Source organism: Variovorax sp. GW821-FHT09D07 (assembly GCF_059416345.1).
On sequence record NZ_JBWKOY010000014.1, the window covers coordinates 49241 to 71893 of the forward strand.

Here is a 22653-nt window from a genome sequence, read left to right on the forward strand (position 1 = left end):
TGACGACCATGACCGACCACTTCGACGACACGACCTTCCCGCTGAGCCCCGAACAACGCGCGGTGCCGGCCGATGCGCCGTGCCTGCTGCTGCGCGCCGACATCGAGGGCACGCTCGACGCAGACCGCTTGCGCGACGTGGTGGCGCATGTGCTGGGCGCGCACGGCGCGCTGTGCAGTGCCATCCGCGCGGTGCCGGGCTATCGCGGTCTGCGCCAGCAGTACACCGACGGGATGACGCCGCTGGCTTGGGCGGACGCAGACCTGCGCGATGCGCCTGAAGCCGCACTGGCCGAATGGCTGGCGAACCTGCAGGCCGCGCCGCTGGACATTGCGCGTGGCGAGATGGTCCATGCCGGGCTCGCACGCACCGGGGAGGCACGCCACACGCTGGCGCTTTCGGTCCATGCCTGGGTCGGCGACCGCGGCAGCCTGCAGCACCTGTTCGACCAGATCGCCGCGGCGTTCGCGAACGCGAACAGCTTCGATGCCGCCGAGGTGTTCCCCTACGCACGCTTCGTGACCTGGCGCCAGGACCTGCTCGACGGCGAAGACGCCGCCGAGGGGCGCGCCTACTGGCAGCGCTACCTCGCGCAGGCGTCCTCGCTCACGCCGCCGCGCCTCGTCGGCCGGCAAGCGGCTGCCTCCCAGCAGGCTGTGCGCGTGCGTGCTGAAGAATCCGTCGACGCCACTTTCGCGAGTCGCATCGCCGCCTGCGCCGACACGCTGGGCGCGCAGCCCGACACGTTGTTGCAAGCCGTCTGGTGGCTGCTGCTCGCGCGCCTGGACGGCACCGGCCGTTTCGTCGCCGGCTGGCAGCACGACTGCCGCCGCGACTACCCGCCGATGCAGGGTGCGGTCGGCGTGTTCGACAAGGTGCTGCCGCTCATCGTCGAGACCGCGCCCGAGACGCGCTTTGCCGACTGGTTCGACAACGTCGACGGCACGCTGGCCGCGCATGTCGAGGCGCAGGAGTACTGGGCTGTCGAGGCACCGCCCATCGCCGCGCACCTCGCGGTCGGCTTCGCGTGCCATGACCGGCCGCTTCCCCATGGTGTCGATCCGCAATGGCAACTGGCTGCGCTGCCGGGGCCGTTGCCGGCTTTCGAACTCGCGCTGCAAGTCGCATGGGACTCGGACGGTGCCGCGCTCTCGGTGCATGCCGATGCCGCACGCCACAGCGAGGTGGCGGCGCAGCGCCTGCTGATGCAATACCTCTGCCTGCTGGACGCCATCGTCGAACGCCCCGACGCCGCGCTCGGCGCGTTGCCGCTGGTCGGTGCGCGTGAGCGCGACCTGCTGCTGCAGTCGCAAGAGGCCGTGGCCGATGTCGGCACGCAGACGGTCACCCAGCGCATCGCCCACTGGGCCGTCGAAACGCCCGAAGCGCCCGCACTCGAAGCGGGCGAGCAGCGCCTGAGCTACCGCGAACTTGACCAGCGCACCGGCCGTGTCGCCCGCTGGCTGCAAGGGCGGGGCGTGACGCCCGGCGCCATCGTCGCGCTGAACCTGCCGCGCGCGCTCGACCTGCCGGTGGCGATCCTCTCTGTCTGGCGCGCGGGCGCCGCCTACCTGCCGCTCGACCCCGACTGGCCCGAGGCGCGCCGCGCGGCGGTGCTGGCCGATGCGAAGCCCATCTTCACCATCGACGCGGCATTGCCCGATGCGAGCACGCTGCCCGAAGCGCAAGCCGCATCGCACATCGCCGCACCGGGCGACCTCGCCTACGTGCTCTACACCTCCGGCTCCACCGGCACGCCCAAGGGCGTGGCCGTCGAGCAGGGCCAGCTGCAGAACTACGTGGCAGCCGCATCGGCCGCGATGCAGCTCGACACCTGCCGCCGCTGGGCGCTCACCAGCTCGGTCGCGGCCGACCTGGGCAACACCGCGCTGTTCGGCGCGTTCTACAACGGCGCCTGCCTCGTCGTGGCGGCGCCGCACGAGGCAAAAGACGCCGAGGCTTTCGCGCGCTTCATGCGCACACACGCCATCGACGCGCTGAAGATCGTGCCCTCGCACCTCGAAGCGTTGCTTGAAAGCGCCACGCCCTGCCTGCCGCGCACGCTGGTGCTGGGCGGCGAGGCCGCGCCGCGCGCGCTGGTCGAGCGCATCGCGCGGCTGGCGCCGCAGTGCGCCATCTACAACCACTACGGGCCGACCGAGGCCACGGTCGGCGTCATGGTGCATGCCGTCGAACCCGGTGCGCCCGTTCCCGAGCAGCTGCCGCTGACGCGCGTGCTCGCGAGCAACCGCGTGCGCGTGCTCGATGCGTCGCGCGGCCTCGTGCCGGCCGGCGGGCTGGGCGAGGTCTGCATCGGCGGTGCGCAGCTGTGCCGCGGCTACCTGAACCGCGCGAACGCTGACGTGTTCGTCGCCGATCCGTTCCGTTCTGGTGAGCGGCTCTACCGCACGGGCGACCTCGCGTGGGTGCTGCCCGAAGGCGGCCTGCGGCTTGCGGGGCGCGCCGACCACCAGGTGAAGGTCCACGGTTACCGCGTCGAGCCGGCCGAGGTCGAGGCGGCGCTGCTGGCGCGGCCCGGCGTGCGCCAGGCGGTCGTGCTCGCCGTGCCCGATGCAGCCGGCGCGACCATGCTCGCCGCCTTCTTCGTCGGCGACAGCGAGGCGGCCGACGGCCGCGCGCTGCGCGAGCAACTCGCCGCGTTGCTGCCCGCACACATGGTGCCCGCGAGCTGCACGGCCGTGAGCGCCTTCGCGCGCCTGCCGAACGGCAAGATCGACCGGCTCGCGCTGGCGGCCTCGGCTCCGGTCGAAGCGCCGCAGCGTGCAGTGAAGGCCCCGCGCGACGCGCTCGAAGCGCTGCTCGCCGATGGCATGGCCACGCTGCTGGGCAGCGGACCGGTCGGCGTGGAAGACGACTTCTTCGAACTCGGCGGCCATTCGCTGCAGGTCATCAAGCTGGTGGCGCGCATCCGCAAGCTGCTGCAGGTCGAGGTGGCGGCCGGCGTGGTGTTCGACCACCCGACACCCGCGGCGCTGGCCGCCGTGTTGCGCGAGGCGAGCGCCGACGCGGTCGCACTCGAAAATCTGGCGCAGACGCACCGGCAGCGCGACCTCGCCGACGAATCCGTGGGCGAGGCCGCATGAGCAGGGCCATGGACGAGATCACCCGCACCGTGCACGACGGCCAGGCGGTGCCGCTGTCGTATGCGCAGGAGCAGCTGTGCTTCCTGCAGAAGCTCGAGCCCGGGCTCACGGCCTACAACCTGCCGCGCGTGTTCCGGCTGACCGGCGCGCTCGACGCCGATGCGCTGGAACGTGCGTTCCAGGCGGTCGTTGCGCGCCACGCGATCCTGCGCACGCACTTCGTCGAGCACGACGGCGTGCCGATGCAGGTGGTGCAGGCCGAGGTGCCGTTCGCGCTGGAGTGCATCGACCTCTCGGGCCAGGGCGCCGAAGCGCAACAAGCCGCTGTCGATGCGCTCGTGCGCCGCACCGCGACGCATGTGTTCGACCTGGGCCGCGCGCCCGCATTGGTGGCCCGGCTCGCGACGCTGGCCGACGACCGGCATGTGCTGACCGTCTGCCTGCATCACATCGTCTCCGATGCCTGGTCGAACCCGATCCTGGCGCGCGACCTCGGCGCGGCCTACGCGCTGGCGCTGCGCAGCGACGGCCCGGTGCAGCTGCCGCCGCTGCCCGTGCAGTACGCCGACTTCGCCGTGTGGCAGCGTGCCCGCGTGCAGGGCGGGGCGCTCGCGCCGCAGCTCGCGCACTGGAACCGCCACCTTGGCGACGAGGTGCCGTCGCTCGATCTGCCGACCGACCGTGCGCGCCCCGCGCAGCAGACCTTCGCCGGCACCGCGCTCGGCTTCGAGCTGCCGCCGGCCCTCGCGGCGGCGCTGCAGGCCTTTTGCCGCGCCGAACGCTGCACGCCGTTCGTCGTGCTGCTCGCGGCCTGGCAGGTGCTGCTGTCGCGCTGCAGCGGGCAGGACGACTTCGCCATCGGCGTGCCTAACGCAGGCCGTCACCGCGAGGAGGTGCAGGACCTGCTGGGCTTCTTCATCACGACGCAGGTGTTCCGCGCGCGGCTCGCTCCCCGGCGCACGCTGCGCGAGGTGTGCCGCCAGGTGCGCGCCGACGCGCTGGCCGCGCTCGACCATGCCGACCTGCCGTTCGAGGTGCTTCTGGCCAGCCGCAAGGACCGCCGCGACCCCGCGCGCAGCCCGCTGTTCCAGGCCATGTTCGGCGTGCAGATGGCCGGCGAGGCCGTCGCGCTGGACTTCGCGGGCGTGCGCGCCGAGCTCGAAGAGTTCGACGACGCCGGTGCCAAGTTCGACCTGTCGCTGGACTTCTACATCGACCCGCACGGCGTGCGCGGGCGGCTCGAATACAACACCGACCTGTTCGACGCCACGACCGCGCAGCGCCTGGTGCGCGCCTACCAGCGCGTGCTGCAGGCGATGTCGGACGACCCCGACCGCGTGCTCGCGAACCTCGTGCTCACCGACGCGGACGACGAGGTGCGGCTGCGCGCATGGAGCGAGAACCTGCCGCACCGCCCGTACACGCAGCCCGTGCACCGGCTGATCGAAGCGCAGGCGCGCGAGCGACCCGAGGCGGTCGCGCTGGTGTTCGGCGACACGGTGCTGCGCTATGGCGAACTCGACGCGCGCGCCAACGCGCTGGCCCACCGCCTGATCGGCCTCGGTGTGCGGCCCGACATGCCCGTGGGCATCGCCGCCGAGCGCAGCCTCGAGATGGTCGTGGGGCTGCTGGCGATCCTGAAGGCCGGTGGCGCGTATGTGCCCATCGACCCCGAGCTGCCGCGCGAGCGCATCGCCTACATGCTGGAAGACAGTGGGGTGACGCTGCTGCTCACGCAGTCGCACCTGCGCGAGGCGCTGCCTGTGGCGGCGCATGTGCAGTTGCTGGCATTGGATGCGCTCGACCTGTCGGCCGAATCCACTGCCTGCCCGCAGGTCGCGCTGCATGGCGAGAACCTCGCCTACGTGATCTTCACCTCCGGCTCCACGGGCCGCCCCAAGGGCGCGGCCAACCGCCACAACGCGCTCTACAACCGCCTGGCCTGGATGCAGGACGCCTACGCGCTGGGCGACGCCGACACCGTGCTGCAGAAGACGCCGTTCGGCTTCGACGTGTCGGTGTGGGAGTTCTTCTGGCCGCTGATGCAGGGCGCGCGCCTTGTCGTCGCCGCGCCTGGCGATCACCGCGAACCGGCATGCCTGGTCGAGCTGATCCGCACGCACGGCGTGACCACGCTGCATTTCGTGCCCTCGATGCTGCAGGCCTTCCTGGCGCACGACGGCATCGAGGCCTGCACCAGCCTGCGGCGCATCGTCTGCAGCGGCGAGGCGCTGCCCGCCGAGGCGCAGGCGAAGGTGTTCGAGCGCCTGCCGGGCGCGGGGCTGTACAACCTCTACGGCCCGACCGAGGCGGCCATCGACGTGACGCACTGGACCTGCCGCGCCGACGAGCTGAACCACGTCGCCATCGGCCGCCCCATCGCGGGCTGCAAGACCTACGTGCTCGACGCGGGCCTGAACCCCGTGCCGCCGGGCGTGGGCGGCGAGCTGTACCTGGGCGGCATCGGCCTGGCGCGCGGCTACCTGCACCGGCTGGGCCTCACGGCCGAGCGCTTTGTCGCCGACCCGTTCAGCGAGAGCGGCGAGCGCCTGTACCGCACGGGCGACCTCGTGCGCTGGCGCGACGACGGCCAGCTGGCCTACCTGGGCCGCATCGACCACCAGGTGAAGGTGCGGGGCTTCCGCATCGAGCTCGGCGAGATCGAGGCGCAACTGCTGGCACAACCGCAGGTGCGCGAGGCCGTGGTGGTAGCCGATGAAGGCCCGGGCGGCACGCGGCTGGTCGGCTACGTGTCGCCGCAGCCCGGTGCGGCGGTGGATGCGGCCGCGCTCAAGGCGCGGCTGGCCGAGGTGCTGCCCGAGTACATGGTGCCGTCGCTGCTGTGCGTGCTGCCGGCCCTGCCGCTCAACGCCAACGGCAAGATCGACCGCAAGTCGCTGCCCAAGCCCGAACGCAGCGGGGCGCAGGCCTACGAGGCGCCCGAGGGCGCGGTCGAGCAGGCGCTCGCCACGGTCTGGGCCGAGGTGCTCGGCCTGCCGCGCGTGGGTCGGCAGGACAACTTCTTCGAACTCGGCGGCGATTCGATCCTGAGCCTGCAGATCGTGTCGCGGCTGCGCACGGCGGGCTGGAAGCTCACGCCGCGCCAGATGTTCGAGCGCCAGACCGTGGCCGGGCAGGCGGCCGTGGCCGAGCCCGTGGGCGCGGCGGTGCAGGCCGAGCAGACCGCAGCCGAAGGCCAGGTGCCGCTGCTGCCGTTCCAGTCCGCGTTCTTCGAGGCCGACATGCCCGAGCGCCACCACTGGAACCAGTCGCTGCTGCTGCAAGGCCGCGAGCCGTTGGCGGTGCCCGCGCTCGAAGCCGCGCTGGCGGCCGTGGTGCAGCACCACGACGCCTTCCGCTTGCGCTTCCATCGCGCGGCCGATGGGCGTTGGCAACAGACCTACGAGGAACTGCCGGCGCGCTGGCGCGAGGAATGGCTCTGGGTGCGCGATGCAGCGAACCCGGCGCAGATCGCCGCGCTGTGCGATGAGGCGCAGCGCAGCCTCGACCTCGCGCACGGGCCGCTGCTGCGTCCGCTGGTCATCCGCCTGCCCGGCGGCGACTGGCGCCTGCTGCTGGCGGCGCACCATCTCGTGGTCGATGGCGTGTCGTGGCGCATCGTGCTCGACGACCTGGCCACCGCGTACGCGCAGTGCCGCGACGGCCAACCGGTCGCGCTGCCGCCGAAGAGTGCCAGCCTGCAAGCCTGGGCGCATGCGCTGCAGGGCGAGGCCGCCGCGATGGACGGTGAACTCGCGCACTGGCAGGCCTTCGCCGACGTGCCGGTCGCGCTGCCCTGCGCGCGGCCCGACGGCGTGAATACGGTGGCACGCCGCGCCAGCATCGCATGGCAGCTCGACCGCGAGCGCACACAGGCGCTGCTCAAGGCGGCGCCGGCCGCCTACCGCACGCAGGTCAACGACCTGCTGCTCACCGCGCTCGGGCGCGCGCTGTGTGGCTGGAGCGGGCATGCGCAGCTCGCGATCCTGCTCGAAGGGCACGGCCGTGAAGACATCCTCCCCGCGCAGAGGGCGCTCGACCTGTCGCGCACCACGGGCTGGTTCACCAGCCTGTTCCCCGTGCGGCTCGATCCGCTGGGCGCGTGGGGCGACGCGATCAAGCGCGTGAAGGAAGACCTGCGCCGCGTGCCGCAACGCGGGCTCGGCCATGGCGTGCTGAGGCACCTGGGCACGGACGCACAGCAGCAGGCGCTGCGCGCATTGCCGCGCCCGCAGCTGGTCTTCAACTACCTGGGGCAGGTCGATGGTGCGGCCGAGGCTGCGTGGTCGCTCGCGCCCGAAGACGCGGGCGAGCCCGTCGCGGCGAGCGCGCCGCTGCTGCACGAATTCAGCGTCAACGCGCAGGTGCGCGACGGTGCGCTGCAGCTGACGGTGGACTTCAGCGCGGCGCGGCATGCGCAGGAGGATGTGCAGGGCTGGGTGAACCGTTTCGGCGACGAGCTCGAAGCGCTGATCGCGCACTGCACCTCGGGCGCTTGCGGCGTCACGCCGTCGGACTTCCCGCTGGCCGGCCTCGAAGCCGCGCAGCTCGACGCGCTGCCGCTGCCCGTGGCGCAACTCGAAGACCTCTATCCGTTGTCGCCGATGCAGTCCGGCATGCTGTTCCACAGCCTGGTCGATGCCCAGGGCGAGGCCTACATCAACCAGCTGTGCATGGACATCGACGGCCTCGATGCCGAGCGCTTCCGCGCCGCATGGCAGCGCGTGCTCGCGCGCCATGAGATCCTGCGCAGCGGCTTCCTGGCCGACGGCGCCACGCCGCTGCAATGGGTGGCGCGCAGTGCCGAGATGCCGTGGGTGATGCAAGACCTGCGCGAGAGCGTCGACGTGCCCGGCGCACTGGCGCGGCTGGCCGCGTCGCAGCGCGCGAGCGGCTTCGACCTCGCTCGCCCGCCGCTGATGCGCATCGCCCTGGCGCGCACGCAGGCGCAGCGGCACCACCTTGTCTGGACCTACCACCACCTGCTGCTCGACGGTTGGAGCGTGGCGCAGCTGCTGGCCGAGGTGCTGCGCAGCTATGCGGGGCAGGCCGGCGAGCCCGCACCCGGACGATTCCGCGAGCACATCGCGTGGCTCGCAACGCGCGACGCGCAGGCCGGCGAGGCGCACTGGCGCAGCGTGCTGGCCGGTGTGGAAGAACCGACGCGTCTTGCGACGGCGCTGGTGCCACCGGTGACGCCGCGCTCGGGCAAGGCCCGCCAGCGCCTGGCCTTCGACACCGAAGCCACGCGTGGCCTGCGCGAGGCCGCGCGCGCCGCGCACGTCACCCTCAACACCTTTGTGCAGGCCGCCTGGGCGCTGCTGCTGGGCCAGCGCACGCGCACGGACACCGTCGTGTTCGGCGCCACCGTCGCCGGCCGCAACGCCGAGATGCCGGGTGCCGAGCACATGCTGGGCCTGTTCATCAACACGCTGCCCGTGGTCGCGCGCCTGCGGCCCGGCCAGTCCGTGGGCGACTGGCTGCGCGAACTGCAGGCGGCGCAGGTTGCGTCGCGCGAACACGAGCACACGCCGCTGCACGAGATCCAGGCCTGGGCCGGGCTGGGCGGGCAGGGGCTGTTCGACACGCTGGTGGTGTTCGAGAACTACCCGGTGGATGCGGCCTTGCGAGGCGACGCTGCGGCTGGCCTGAGCTTCGGCGCGGTGCATACGAAGGAAGAAACCTCGTACCCGCTGACGCTGATGGTGCATGACGATGCGGCGCTGCACATCGACCTCGTGCATGCGCTCGACGTGTGCGACGAGGCGCAGGCCGCCGCGCTCGTGGGCCAGTTGCGTGCGGCGCTGCTGGCGCTGGCCGGCGATGCGGCGCAGGCCGTGGGCCAGCTGACGTTGGCCGATGCGGCCGAGCGCGAGCGGTTGTCGTCTTGGTCGCGCGGTGCGTTCACAGCGGAAGCGGTCGCGCCTGTCCACCACCTCATCGAACAACAGGCCAAGGCCAACCCCGACGCACTGGCGCTGGTCACGGCCGAGCATCGCCTCACCCACGCCGCACTCAACCGACTCGCGAACCGCTGGGCGCACCGCCTGATTGCGCAGGGCGTGCGGCCCGACATGCCGGTCGCGATCGCGGTCGATCGCTCAGCCGAGACCGTCGTCGGCCTGCTCGCCGTGCTCAAGGCCGGCGGCGCGTACGTGCCGCTCGACCCGGCGTTCCCGCCCGAGCGGCTGGCCTACATGGTCGAGGACAGCGGCGCTTCGCTGCTGCTCACGCGCCGCGCGCTGATGCCGCGCCTGCCCGACGCAGCGAGCGTGCAGCGGCTGGCCTTCGACCTCGACGCGCCCGACGACGGCATGGCCGCCTGGCCCGACCACGACCCGGCGGTGCCGGTGCATGGCGAGCAGCTGGCCTATGTGCTCTACACCTCGGGCTCCACCGGCCGCCCGAAGGGCGTGGCGATGCGCCACGACGCGGTGGCGCGCCTTATCGCGTGGCAGCTGCAACGCCTGCCGGGTGCGAGCCGCACGCTGCTGTTCGCCTCGCCGTGCTTCGACGTGGCGTTCCAGGAAATGGTCAGCGGGCTTGCCGGCGGCGGCTGCCTCGTGCAGACCACCGACGCGCAGCGGCTCGACCTCGATGCGCTCGAGGCGTTGGTGCACGGAGAAGGCGTCGAACGCATGTTCCTCACCTTCTCGGTGCTGCAGCATTTCGCCGAACAGTCGCTGGCCTCGGGCCGGCGGTTGCCGGCGCTGCGGCAGATCCTCACGGCGGGCGAGCAGCTCAAGCGCACGCCCGCGCTGGCCGAGTGGCTGGCGCGCGAATCGCAGTGCACGCTCATCAACCAGTACGGGCCGACCGAGACGCACGTGGTGAGCGAGTTCGTGCTCGACGGGGCAGGCCATGAAGACCTGCCGCCCATCGGCACGCCCGCATCGAGCGCGCGCCTGCATGTGCTCGACGCGCAACTGAACCCCGTGCCTGTCGGCGTAGCCGGCGAGCTGTGCGTCGGCGCCGAGGTGCTGGCGCGCGGCTACCTGCACCGGGCCGGCCTGACGGCGCAGCGCTTCGTCGCCGACCCGTTCGACGCGCACGGCGGGCGGCTCTACCGCACCGGCGACCTCGTGCGCTGGCGCGCCGACGGCCAGCTCGAGTACCTCGGCCGGCTCGACCACCAGGTGAAGGTGCGGGGCTTCCGCATCGAACTCGGCGAGGTCGAGTCGCAGCTGCTCGCGCAACCCGGCGTGCGCCAGGCCCTGGTGCTGGCGCAGGACGGGCCGGGCGGTGCGCGGCTGGTGGCCTATGCCGCCGGCGCCGAAGGCCAGCCGCTGCGCCCCGCAGCGCTGCGTGCGGTTCTGGCGGCGGCGCTGCCCGACTACATGGTGCCGAGCGTCATCGTCGCGATGCCGCAGGGGCTGCCGCTGAACGCCAACGGCAAGGTCGACCGGCAGGCGCTGCCACCGCCCGAGGCGGCGGAAGAGCGCGCCCACGTGCCGCCGCAGGGCGCCACCGAAACCGCGCTGGCCGGCCTTTGGGCCCAGGTGCTGGGGTTGTCGCGCGTGGGGCGCGGCGACAACTTCTTCGAGCTGGGCGGGCATTCGCTCGCGGTGCTCAAGCTGCGCCAGCAGGTCAAGGCGCAGATGGGCATCGACCTGCCGCTGCAGCGCTACTTCGAGCTGCCAGACCTGGCGGCGTGCGCGCAGGCGCTCGACGCGCAAGGGCCGGCGCAGGCGCAGCAGGCCGCGCAGGCCGAGAGCGATCTCGATCGCATGGATGCATTGTTGGAAAGTCTGGGGGGTTGAGTGAGCAGTAGCGAACGCAGTAGGGCCATCGCACAACGGCTGGCGGGTTTGCCGCCGGCGCGGCAGAAGGAATTCATCGCCGCGCTGCGTGCGCAGGGCATCGATTTCGGCCGCCTGCCGATCGTGCCCGACCCGGCCGCCGTGCCCGGTGCGCCGCGGCCCGCCTCGTACGCGCAGGCGCGCCAGTGGTTCCTCTGGCAGATGGACCCCGAAAGCACCGCGCAGCACATCACGGCCGCGCTCACGCTGCACGGCGCGCTCGACCATGCGGCGCTGCGTGCGAGCCTGCAGGCGCTGGTGGCGCGGCATCCGTCGCTGCGCACGCGCTTCGGCATGAGCGACGACGGCGTGCCGCAGCAGACCGTGTCGCCCGAGGCGGTGCTCGACCTGCGCGAAGCCGATCTGCGTGCCCACCCCGCGCAGGTGCGCGACGAGGCCGCGCGCCTCGTGCGCACGCCCTTCGACCTCGCGAGCGGCCCGCTGCTGCGCGTGGGCCTGCTGCGCACCGGCGAGACCGCGCACCTGCTGGTGCTGGTGATGCACCACATCGTGTCCGACGGCTGGTCGATGCAGCTGCTGGTCGACGACTTCGGCGCGCTGTACCAGGCGCACCGTCAAGGGAACGACGCCGCCGTGTCGCCCGCGCCCGCCCTGCAGTACGCCGACTACGCGGCCTGGCAGCGCCACTGGCTCGAAGCAGGCGAGGGCGAACGCCAGCTCGCCTACTGGACCGAACGCCTGGGTGGCGAGCAGCCGCTGCTGCAACTTCCCGCCGATCGCGCGCGCCCGCCGCAGGGGCCGTACCTGGCCGCACGCCATCGGCTCGACCTGCCGGGCGAACTGGCACAGGCGCTGCGCCGCCGCGCGAGCGCCGAGGGCGCGACGCTCTTCATGGTGCTGCTGGCCGGCTTCCAGGCGCTGCTGCACCGCTACACGGGCCAGGGCGACATCCGGCTCGGCGTGCCCGTGGCCAACCGTGACCGGCCCGAGACGGCCGGCATCCTCGGCCTGTTCGTCAACACGCAGGTGCTGCGCGCCGAACTGGCCGGCCACACCACGCTGGCCCAGGCGCTGGCACAGGCGCGCGAGGCGGCGCTGGGCGCGCAGGCGCACCAGGATCTGCCGTTCGAACAGCTGGTCGAGGCGCTGCAGCCCGAGCGCAGCCTGAGCCACCCGCCGCTGTTCCAGGTGATCTTCAACCACCGGCAGCAGGACCTGGGCGCGCTCGACCGGCTCGAAGGCCTGCGCATCGAACCCTGCGAACTCGACGAACAGGCGGCGCCCTTCGAACTCGCGCTCGACACGCTGGAGCAGGCCGACGGCACGCTCGGCCTGAGCTTCACCTACGCCCGCGCGATCTTCGAGCCCGCGACCATCGAGCGCATGGCCGCGCACTACGTCGCCGTGCTGCGCCAGCTGGCCGACGACCCTTCGCGCACGCTGCGCGAGGTGGCGCTGCTCGGTTCGCAGGAACACGCCCAGTTGCGCCAATGGGGCGAGGGCCAGGACACCGACTGGGACGAGGTGCCCGTACACCGCCTTGTCGAGCGCCAGGCCGCGCTGCGGCCCGAGGCCACGGCGCTGATCGTCGATGGCGTGCCGATGCGCTTCCTAGACTTCGACCGGCGCGCCAACCGGCTCGCGCACGCACTCATCGCGCAGGGCGTGCAGCCCGAGGACCGCATCGGCCTCGCGGTGGAGCGTTCGCCCGAAATGGTGGTGGCGCTGCTCGGCGTGCTGAAGGCGGGCGCGGCCTATGTGCCGCTCGACCCCGACTACCCGCCCGAGCGGCTCGACTTCATGGCGACCGACAGCGGCGTGCGGCTGCTGCTCACGCAGGCGCGCGTGCGCGAACGGCTGGGTGCGTCGATGCAGGCGCTGCCCGCGCTGCTGCTCGACGGCGGCGTGCTCGACAGCGGGCCCGAAGACGCACCCGATGTCGCGGTGCATCCGGGGCACCTGGCCTACGTGATCTACACCTCGGGCTCCACCGGCCAGCCCAAGGGCGTGGCCGTGGCGCATGGCCCGTTGAGCATGCACATCCAGACCATCGGCCGCGCCTACGGCATGACGCCCGAAGACCGCGAGCTGCAGTTCGCGTCGATCAACTTCGACGGCGCGCACGAGCGCATCTGGACGCCGCTGGCCTTCGGCGCCACGCTGATGCCGCGCAGCCAGGAGCTGTGGACCGTGCACCGCAGCCGCGAGGAAATGCGGCGCCACGGCATCACGGTCGCCTGCTTCACGCCGGGCTACCTGCAGCAGATGGCCGACGAACTCGGCGAGGAAGGGCGCGTGCCCACGCTGCGCTCGTACACCGTCGGCGGCGAGGCCATGGGCCGCGTGGCCTGCGAGCGCGTGATGCAGACGCTGCAGCCGCCGCGCCTCATCAACGGCTACGGGCCGACCGAGACGGTGATCACGCCGACCATCGCCAAGGCCTACGCGGGCACCGCCTTCGACGCGGCCTACCTGCCCATCGGCGCGCCCGTGGGCGACCGCCGCGCCGTGGTGCTCGACACCGACATGAACCTGGTGCCGCCCGGCATGGCCGGCGAGCTGTACCTGGGCGGGTCGGGGCTGGCGCGCGGCTACCTGAACCGCGCCGGCCTGAGCGCCGAGCGCTTCGTGGCCGACCCCTTCGACACCGCGGGCGGGCGCCTGTACCGCACCGGCGACCTCGTGCGCTGGCGCGCCGACGGGCAGCTCGAATACCTGGGGCGCCTGGACCATCAGGTGAAGGTGCGCGGTTTCCGCATCGAACTTGGCGAGGTCGAGGCGCGGCTGCGCGCGCAGCCCGGCGTGCGCGAGGCCGTGGTGGTCGCGCGCGAGCGTGCAGGCGGGGCGCTGTTGCTGGCCTACGTGTCGAGCCTCGACGCGCAACGCCCGGTCGAGGCCTTCACGCTGCGCGACGGGCTGACGCAGGTGCTGCCCGAGTACATGGTGCCGTCGGCGATCACCGTGCTCTCGGCGCTGCCGCTGAACGCCAACGGCAAGGTCGACCGCGCCGCGCTGCCCGAGCCCGTGTTCGCTGCCGCGGCCGACACCTGGGAAGCGCCGCAAGGTGCGGCCGAGGAGGTCATGGCGGCCGTGTGGGCCGAGGTGCTCGGCGCGCCGCGCGTGGGCCGCAACGACAACTTCTTCGAACTCGGCGGCCATTCGCTGCTGGCCATGCAGCTGCTCGAGCGGCTGCGTCGCCAGGGCTTCGGCGCGCAGGTGCGCACGCTGTTCCAGAACCCGCGCTTTGCCGACTTCGCGCGCGCCACGCTGGAGGCCGGCGCGTCGTCGCGCCCGGCGCCGGTGGTGCCCGACAACGCGATTCCCGAAGGCTGCACGCGGCTCACGCCGCAGATGCTACCGCTGGTGACGCTCGACGAGGCGCAGCTGCGCCGCATCGAGGCTGCCGTGCCTGGCGGCGCGGCCAACATCCAGGACATCTACCCGCTCGCGCCGCTGCAGGAAGGCCTGCTGTTCCATCACCTGATGCAGGCCGAGGGCGACGTCTACGTGCAGTCGCTGCAGATGCGCTTCGACAGCCAGGCGCGGTTGAACGCGTTCATGGACTGCCTGAACCGCGTCATCGCGCGTCACGACATGCTGCGTACAGCGGTGCTGTGGGAAGGGCTGGCGGAGCCGGTGCAGGTGGTGCACCGCCATGCGCCCGCCGAGATCGAATGGCTACCGATCGACGCCGCCGCAGGCGATGTCGCCGCGCAACTCGAGGCGCATGTGCGCCCCGGCCACTACCGCCTCGACGTGCGCCGCGCGCCGATGCTGCGCGCCATTGCCGCGCACGACGCGGCGGGCAGCGGCTGGCTGTTGCAGCTGCCGAGCCATCATCTGGCGCTCGACCATGTGTCGCGCGACCTGCTGGTCGAGGAGATCACGCTGCTGCTGCAGGGCCGTGCGGATGCGCTGCCCGCGCCCGTGCCGTTCCGCAGTTTTGTCGCGCAGGCACGGCTCGGCGCCGACGTGGCCGAGCAGGAGACTTTCTTTCGCCGCATGCTCGGCGACGTGCGCGAACCGACCGCACCCTTCGATCTGTTCGATGCGCGCGGCGACGGCACGGCCGTCGAAGAAGCGCACCTCGAAATCGATGCGGCGCTGGCGCAGGCCGTGCGCACGCAGGCGCAGCGCAGCGGCGTGAGCGCGGCCACGCTGTTCCACCTGGCGTGGGCGCTGGTGCTGGCCAAGACCACGGGCAAGGACGACGTGGTGTTCGGCACCGTGCTGTTCGGCCGGCTCGCGGGCGGCGAGGGCGCGGGGCGCGCGCTCGGCATGATGATCAACACGCTGCCGCTGCGCGTGACGCTGGGCCGCAGCCATGCACTGGCCTGCGTGCGCCAGACCCACGCCGCGCTGGCTGGCCTTCTGCACCACGAGCATGCGAGCCTGTCGCTCGCGCAGCGCTGCAGCGCGGTGCCCAAGGGCACGCCGCTGTTCTCGACGCTGCTGAACTACCGCTATGTGGCGCAGTCGCCCAATGCGGGGGGCGATGCCGGCGGCTGGGAAGGCATCGAGACGCTCGGCGCGCAGGAGCGTTCGAACTACGCCTTCGCGCTGTCGGTGAACGAACGCGCCGACGGCTTCGCACTGACCGCGCAGGTCGATGCGGCGGTGGGCGCTGAGCGCGTGTGCCAGTACATGCACGATGCGGTGCGCCGCGTGGCCGACGACCTCGCGCAGGCGGCCACGCACCCCGTCGTGGCCTTCGACCTGCACACCGCCGACGAGGCGCAGCGCCTGCAGGCCTGGGGCGAGAACACGCCGGCCTACCAGCACACCCCGCCGGTGCATGTGCTGGTGGCACGCCAGGCTGCGTTGCGGCCCGAGGCCACGGCGCTGATCTTCGGCGACCGCACGTTGAGCTACGCCGCGCTGGACGCGCGCGCCAACCGGCTGGCGCACCACCTCGTGCGCGCGGGCGTGCGGCCCGAAGTGCGCGTAGGCCTCGCGGTGCGGCGCTCGGCCGACATGGTCGTGGCGCTGCTCGCGATCCTGAAAGCGGGCGGCGCCTACGTGCCGCTCGACCCGGCGTATCCGCCGCAACGTCTGGCCTACATGGTGGAAGACAGCGGCGTCGCGCTGCTGCTGGCCGACGACGCTGTGGTGCTGGACCGCATCGGCATGGCCGGTGTGAAGGCCCTGACGCTCGACAGGCTCGACCTGTCGAACGGCCCGTCGCACGACCCCGGCGTGGCGGTGCACCGCGACCATCTGGCCTATGTGATCTACACCTCGGGCTCGACCGGCAAGCCCAAGGGCGTGGCCGTGGCGCATGGCCCGTTGGCCATGCACGTGCAGTCCATCGGCGAGGCCTACGGCATGACGCCGGACGACCGCGAGCTGCAGTTCGCATCGATCAACTTCGACGGCGCACACGAACGCACCTGGGTGCCGCTGGCCTTCGGCGCGGCACTGATGCCGCGCGACGAAGAGGTCTGGCCGGTGGAGCGCACCTGCGCCGAAATTGCCCGCCACGGCATCACGATTGCCTGCTTCACGCCCGGTTACCTGCACCAGATGGCCGAGTTGATGGGCGAGGCCGCGAGCCGGCTGCCGATCCGTTCCTACACCGTGGGCGGCGAGGCGATGCCGCGCACCAGCTTCGCGCTGGTGCAGTCGGTGCTGAAGCCGCCGCGCATCGTCAACGGTTATGGGCCGACCGAGACGGTGATCACGCCGATGATCGCCAAGGCCGCGCCGGGCGAGGGTTTCGACGCGGCCTACATGCCCATCGGCCGCCTCGTCGGCGACCGCACGGCCTACGTGCTCGACGGCGCCATGAACCAGGTGCCGCCCGGCGTGGCCGGCGAGCTGTACCTGGGCGGCGACGGCCTGGCGCGCGGCTACCTGCAGCGCGCGGGCCTGAGCGCGGAACGCTTCGTGGCCGACCCCTTCGGCGCGCCGGGCGGCCGGCTCTACCGCACGGGCGACCTCGTGCGCTGGGAGGCCGACGGGCAGATGGCCTACCTGGGGCGCATCGACCACCAGGTGAAGATCCGCGGCTTTCGCATCGAACTGGGCGAGATCGAGGCGCAGCTGCTGGCGCTGCCGCAGGTGCGCGAGGCCGTGGTCGTCGCCAGCCAGGGCGCGGGCGGCGCGCGGCTGGTGGCGTATGTGTCGCCGTTGGCGAGCGAGCGCATCGAGCCGGCGCGGCTGCGTGCCAGCCTCGCGGCGCTGCTGCCCGAGCACATGGTGCCGGCGGCCATCGTCGTGCTCGACACGCTGCCGCTGAACATGAGCGGCAAGGTCGATCGCCATGCGCTGCCGGCGCCGGTGTTCGCCGGCGGCGACGGCTACGACGCACCGCGCGGCAGCACCGAGCAGGCGCTCGCGCGCATCTGGTCCGAGGTGCTGGGCGTGGCACGCGTGGGCCGCGACGACAACTTCTTCGAACTCGGCGGCGATTCGCTGCTGAGCCTGAAGGTGATGGCGCAGGCACGGCGCCTGGGCCTGCCGGCGCTGGACCTGAAGCTGCACGACTTCCTGCGCGCGCCGACCATTGCGGGGCTGCTGGGCGGGCGTGCCGATGCGCCGTCGCTGGTGGCCCTGAACGCCGTGGTGCCCGGTGCGCCGCCTCTGTTCTGCATGCACGCCGTCCTGGGCACGGTGTACGACTACGCGCCGCTGGCGCGCCGCCTGCAGGGCGTGCGCACCGTGTACGGCCTGCCGTGCCGCATGCTTGCCGACCCCGCGCACCGCGACGTGTCGCTGGCGCGCATGGCCGACGACTACGCCCGCATGGTCCGTGGCGTGCAGCCGCAGGGGCCGTACCACCTGCTGGGCTGGTCGCTCGGCGGCGCGCTCGCGGCGGCCGTGGCCGCGCGGCTCGAGGGCGAAGGGCAGGCGGTGGCGTTCCTTGGCCTGGTCGATCCCTACGTGCCCGAGCCCGACGCGCCCCTGCAGACGGTGGACGACGACGGCCGCCGCGACTTCGCCGACTTCGTCGCCTCGGCCTGGCCGGCAGCGCGCCTGGACGGGCTGCTGGACATCGACGACTTCGTCTGCGACGAGGCGACGGTGGCCGCGCTGATCGCCCAGGCGCGTGCCAAGGCGCAGGCCCGTGGCGATGCGCTCGACATGCCGGCGCACGCGAACCTGCCCGACGACGAGCTGGCCCGCATCTTCCTCGTGAGCCAGCAGCTGAAGGCGATCGAGACCGAGGCGCTCGTGCCGCTGCGTTGCCGCGCCGAGTGCTGGTGGATCGCGCGGCGCCCGGCGGCGGACCGCGCCGCGCTCGCGCTGCAACTGGGGCGGCCGGATCTCGCGAGCGCCGCGGCGCTCGACGAGGACCACCATGCGATCCTGCGCAGCCCGGTGTTGCTGGCGCAACTGGTCGAGCGACTGGGCGAGGCCGAAGCCCTCGCGGCCTGAGGCCTCGGCATAAAAAAACGCACGACCCGGAAGCCGGGTCGTGCGTCAAGGGCACCTTCTGCCGGTGCCGCCCTAAGTCAATTCGTTGGTGCGTGTCAGAGCTTGTAGCTGAGCTTCAGCCAGGCGTTGCGCGGGTTGCCCTGCGTGTAGCCGTTGTAGGCGCCCAGGCCGTTGTAGTAGCGCTTGTCGCCCAGGTTCTCGATGTGCAGCGAGGCGCTCAGGCGGTTGTTGATGTCGTAGCGCGCCATGAGGCCGAACAGCGTCAGGCCGCCTTGCGAGGCGCGGCCGAGTTCGTTGAACTCGTCGTAGTAGATGCCGCTCTGGTAGCTCACGCTGCCGCCGATGGTGAGCTTGCTCCACTCGCCCGGCAGGCGGTAGCTGGTGGCCACGCGGAACAGGCGGCGCGGGTACTGCGGGTTCAGCAGCACGCCGTCGGCATCGCGCTTGGCGTGGTAGGTGTAGCCCGCGAGCATCTGCAGGCCCGGCAGCACTTCGCCGGCGGCGGTGAGCTCGAAGCCCTTGCTCTTGGCGCCCTGCACCGCGCGGTACGGGATGCCGCCGTCGGGCAGCAGTGAGCCGGCGCCGGTGTCGATCACGGCCAGGTTGGTCTCGCGCGTCTTGAAGATCGCGGCGCTGGTGTTGAGCTTGCCGCCGAAGTGCTCGCCCTTCAGGCCCAGCTCGATGTTCTTGCCGCGCTGCGGCGCGATGAGCGAGTTGTTGCGGTCGCGCACCGTGTTGGGCTGGAAGATGTCGGTGTAGCTGCCGTACAGCGAGAGTTCCTTGCTCACGTCGAACACCACGCCCAGGTAGGGCGTGACCACGCCGTTCTCGCGCATCGAACTCACGCCGGTGCGCCGCCAGGTGGTCCAGTCGAGCGTGGACGCATCGGACTTGTACCAGGTGCCGCGCGCGCCGACGATGAGCGACAGCGGCTCGGCCAGCTTCAGCCGGGTCGAGGCGTAGATGGCTTTCTCGGTGGTGTTCAGCGGCGCCGTGTACAGCGGGTACGAGAAGGAGGTCGGCTCGGGGAAGCTCTGCAGCTGGTAGAAGTTCAGCGGCCGGCGGTCGATCATGCGCGGCACGGCGCCACGCGTGTACACGGTGGCGTCGTAGGTGTTGTAGCTCATGCCCACCACGGCCTCGTGCGTCTGGCCGAACGCCTCGAACGGGCCCTTCAGGTGCACGTCGAGGGCCTTGTTGGCGCCTTCGGCAGGGTTCTCGCGGATGTCGATGGTGGAGGCGCCGGTGCGCGCGTTGATCGCGCGGTAGATGCTCAGGTCACCCGAGGCACGCTCGCGCTTGCTCTTGAGGTAGCTGGCGTCCACCTTCAGCTGCCAGCCCGCGCCCAGGCGCTGGTCGAGGTTGGCGAACAGCTTGTCGGAGTACATGTCCCAGTAGCTCCACGGGGCGCTGGAGTTGAACGAGCGTGGCAGGTTCGTGCGTTGGCCGTTGCTGAAAAACAGCGGGCTCTGGCCGTAGTTGGCGCCGTCGATGGCGGTCTTCTGGTGCTCGAAGCCCACCGACAGGCGCGAGCCCGCCGCGAGGTCGACTTCGAGAATGCCGTACAGCGCGTCTTCGCTGCGCTTCTTGTTCTCGATGAAGCTCTTGCCGTCGGTGCGCGAGGCCATGAAGCGCCCGCGCACGCTGCCGTCGGCGTTGAGCGGACCGCCCACGTCGATCTCGGCGTTGTAGCGGCTCCAGCTGCCGATGCCGCCCGAGATGTGGCCGGCGAACTCGGAGGTCGGGCGCTTGCGCACGAGGTTGATGGCGCCGCCTGGCGAGCCCACGCCGTTGAGCAGGCCGGCCGCGCCGCGGATCACTTCGACGCGGTCGTAGAAGGCGGTGCTGATCATGCTCGACTCGCCGGCCACGCTGTTGAAGCCCAGCGTGGGCACGCCGTCGATCATGGTGCTCAGGGCGAAGCCGCGCGAGGAGAAGGTCACGCGCTCGTCGTTGCGGTCGGCCACGATGCCGGGCGTCTGGCGCAGCACGTCCTCGAGGGTGACGAGGTTCTGGTCGTCGATCTGCTGGCGGCCGATGACGCTGACCGACTGCGGCGTTTCGCGCAGCGACAGGTCCATGCGCGTGGCGCCGGCGGCGGCGCGCGTGGTGTACGAGCCCGTGCCTTCGGTGGTGCCGTCGGTGGCGGCCTGCGCGGCCACGGTCACGGCCGGCAGCGTGGACGCGCCGGCCGTGCTCTGGCGCTGGATGGTGACGCGCGTGGGGCCGTTGCGCACCGCCACGAGGCCGCTGCCGGCCAGCAGGCGGTCGAGCGCCTGCTGGAAGCTCAGGCGGCCCGATACGGCCGGTGCGGCCAGGCCCGAGACCACGTCACCCGCGGCAAGCACCTGCACGCCGGTCTGGCGCGACAGCTCGTTGAGCGCGGCGCCCAGCGGCTGGGCGGGGACGTTGATGTCGCGTGCTTGTGCAGCGGCCTGGTCGGCGCCCTGGGCTGCGGCGAGGCCGCTCCAGCTGGCAAGGGCGGTTCCGAAGGCGGCGGCAAGCGCGGCGCTCAGGAGTCGGTGGCGAGGCGAGAAACGCATGGGTGAAGGCTCCAGACAAATAAATCGGTGCGGCATGAAACGGGGGCGCGCCGCAGCCGTCGATCGGATGCGGGGTGCTTCTGGATGTAAGACGTTTGAACTCGAAAAAGAGAGACAGGCCCGTGACACGGCATCGGCCGCCGCGTCGATGCGGGGCGAAAAATGAGCGGAAAGAGGGAGCGGCGCGCCGGCGGGCACGCCCGGGTCAGCGCGCCTGCAGGCGCACGCTGCCGTCGGGCCGGGCCACCGCCACCAGCGGCAGGATGGCCGGCAGCGCGTCGAGCAGGCCGGCCGAGTCGTTGGTGCGAAAGCGCCCCGAGAGCCGCATCGCGTCGATGCGGGCGTCGGCACCGACGATGGGCGCGCTGCGGTAGCTGTTGACCGCGGCCAGCGCGTCGCCCAGCGGCGTGTTGTCGAACACCAGCCAGCCGTCGCGCCAGGCCGAGAGGGCGGCGGTGTCGGCCTGGCGCACCGGATCGGCGTGGCCGTCGCGCACCTCGAGCATGTCGCCGGCGCGCAGGTCGACCACTTCGCCGCTGCGTTCGGTGCCGGCGTGGCGCAGCACCTGCACGCGCACATGGCCGTGCTCGACGCCCACGGTGACCGGCCCGCCGCGGTCGCGCACGGTGAAGGCGGTGCCGACCACTTCGATGATCGCCTCGCGCGTGCGCACCACGAAGGGCCGGTCGGCGTCGGGCGCCACGTCGAAGCGGACCTCGCCGCGTGCCATGTCGATCATGCGGCGGCGGCGGTAGAGCGTGACGTCGACGGCGCTCTGGGGCGCGAGGTCGAGGCGGCTGCCGGCCGAGGCATCGGCGGCATCGGCCAGCGTGACCTTGAGCATCCGCGCGTTCGGCGTGCGGTACGTCGCCTGGAACACGGGCTGCTGCCAGTACCACTGCACGCCGCGCCCCGCGACCACGCCGGCGCCGAGCAGCCCGGCGACCGACAGCAGCATCTTGCGGCGCGAGGGGTTGCGTGGGGCCGGTGCGGGCACGGGCTCGTCGAAGTGCGCGCGCAGGTCGTCGGCCATGCCGCCCAGCGCGTTCCAGCGCTCGCGCGCCTCGCGCACGGCGGCGGCGTGTTCGGGCGAGCGCGTGCGCCACTGGTCGAGCGCGAGCCGGGCGCTGTTGGCGGCCGGGCTCGGCGGCGCGATCTCGTCCTCGACGATGAGCGCGAGCGCGCGTTCGATCAGCCGTTCACGCGGAACGACCGCTGTGGCCGCACGGCTCATGAAAAGTCTTCGGCCAGTGCGGTGTCGAAACCGGCGTGGCTGTTCACCGCCTGCGGCTCGATCAGTTCATGGCGCAGCTCGGCGAACACGCGCGAGCAGTCGATGGTGGCGCGCAGCAGGTGCTTGGCGACCGCCATCTCGGTGATGCCCAGGCGCTGCGCGATCTCGGCGCGCGAATGGCCGTAGGCGCGGAACAGCAGGAACACCTCGCGCCGGCGCGGCGGCAGCTGTTCCATGGTTTCCACCACGCGGCGCAGCACGCGGTGCTGGGCCACGACGTATTCGGACGAGGGGGCCGTGAGGTGCGTGCCCACGACGGCATGCGAGACGGCCCACTCCTGCGCCACCTTGCGGTGGCGGGCTTCGTCGATGCACAGGTTGCGCGCCACGCGAAACAGCAGGGCGCGCGGCGACTCGATGGCGGCGCCGTCACGCAGGCCGAGGGTGTGCGTGTACACGCGCTCGAAGCTGGACTGCGCGATGTCGGCCGCATGGTGCGGGTCGCGCAGGTCGCGCGTGAGCTGCCGGCGCAAGTCCGCGTAGTGAGACACAAGTTCCTGGACGAGGTCGCGCATCCGGTCGCCTTCTCGCAAGCATCGACAAAGGACCCCTGGGCCGATGGCTGGTGCGCGCCG

At 72.1% G+C, this 22653-nt stretch carries 6 protein-coding genes; 3 read left to right on the forward strand and 3 right to left on the reverse strand.

Annotated features, from left to right (window positions below):
* The first annotated feature begins 8 nt into the window (after positions 1-8).
* From AC07OX_RS30180 to AC07OX_RS30190, 3 genes are read left to right on the forward strand one after another with little or no spacing between them, the layout of a single operon-like run.
* Positions 9-3104 (forward strand): non-ribosomal peptide synthetase, encoded by a 3096-nt coding sequence (locus tag AC07OX_RS30180; RefSeq protein WP_495263125.1) that lies wholly within the window; start codon positions 9-11, stop codon positions 3102-3104.
* A gap of 8 nt (positions 3105-3112) precedes the next feature.
* On the forward strand, positions 3113-10864 hold the full coding sequence (locus tag AC07OX_RS30185; protein ID WP_495263126.1) for an amino acid adenylation domain-containing protein: 7752 nt from the start codon (positions 3113-3115) through the stop codon (positions 10862-10864).
* A 48-nt stretch (positions 10865-10912) separates the two neighbouring features.
* Positions 10913-18241, forward strand: coding sequence for an amino acid adenylation domain-containing protein (locus tag AC07OX_RS30190; protein ID WP_495263127.1), 7329 nt, complete (start codon positions 10913-10915; stop codon positions 18239-18241).
* Between the two features lie 95 nt (positions 18242-18336).
* On the opposite strand, the gene AC07OX_RS30195 is transcribed toward AC07OX_RS30190, so the two are convergent.
* From AC07OX_RS30195 to AC07OX_RS30205, 3 genes are all read right to left on the reverse strand, one after another.
* Positions 18337-20784 carry a TonB-dependent siderophore receptor gene (locus AC07OX_RS30195; protein ID WP_495263128.1) on the reverse strand — a complete coding sequence of 816 codons (2448 nt, stop codon included), beginning with the start codon at positions 20782-20784 and terminating at the stop codon, positions 18337-18339.
* A gap of 205 nt (positions 20785-20989) precedes the next feature.
* Complete coding sequence (locus AC07OX_RS30200) at positions 20990-22018, reverse strand: FecR family protein (RefSeq protein ID WP_495263129.1); 1029 nt, start codon at positions 22016-22018, stop codon at positions 20990-20992.
* Positions 22015-22593 (reverse strand): RNA polymerase sigma factor, encoded by a 579-nt coding sequence (locus tag AC07OX_RS30205; RefSeq protein ID WP_070062439.1) that lies wholly within the window; start codon positions 22591-22593, stop codon positions 22015-22017. Before AC07OX_RS30205 ends, AC07OX_RS30200 begins: the two co-directional genes overlap by 4 nt.
* Positions 22594-22653: the final 60 nt, after the last annotated feature.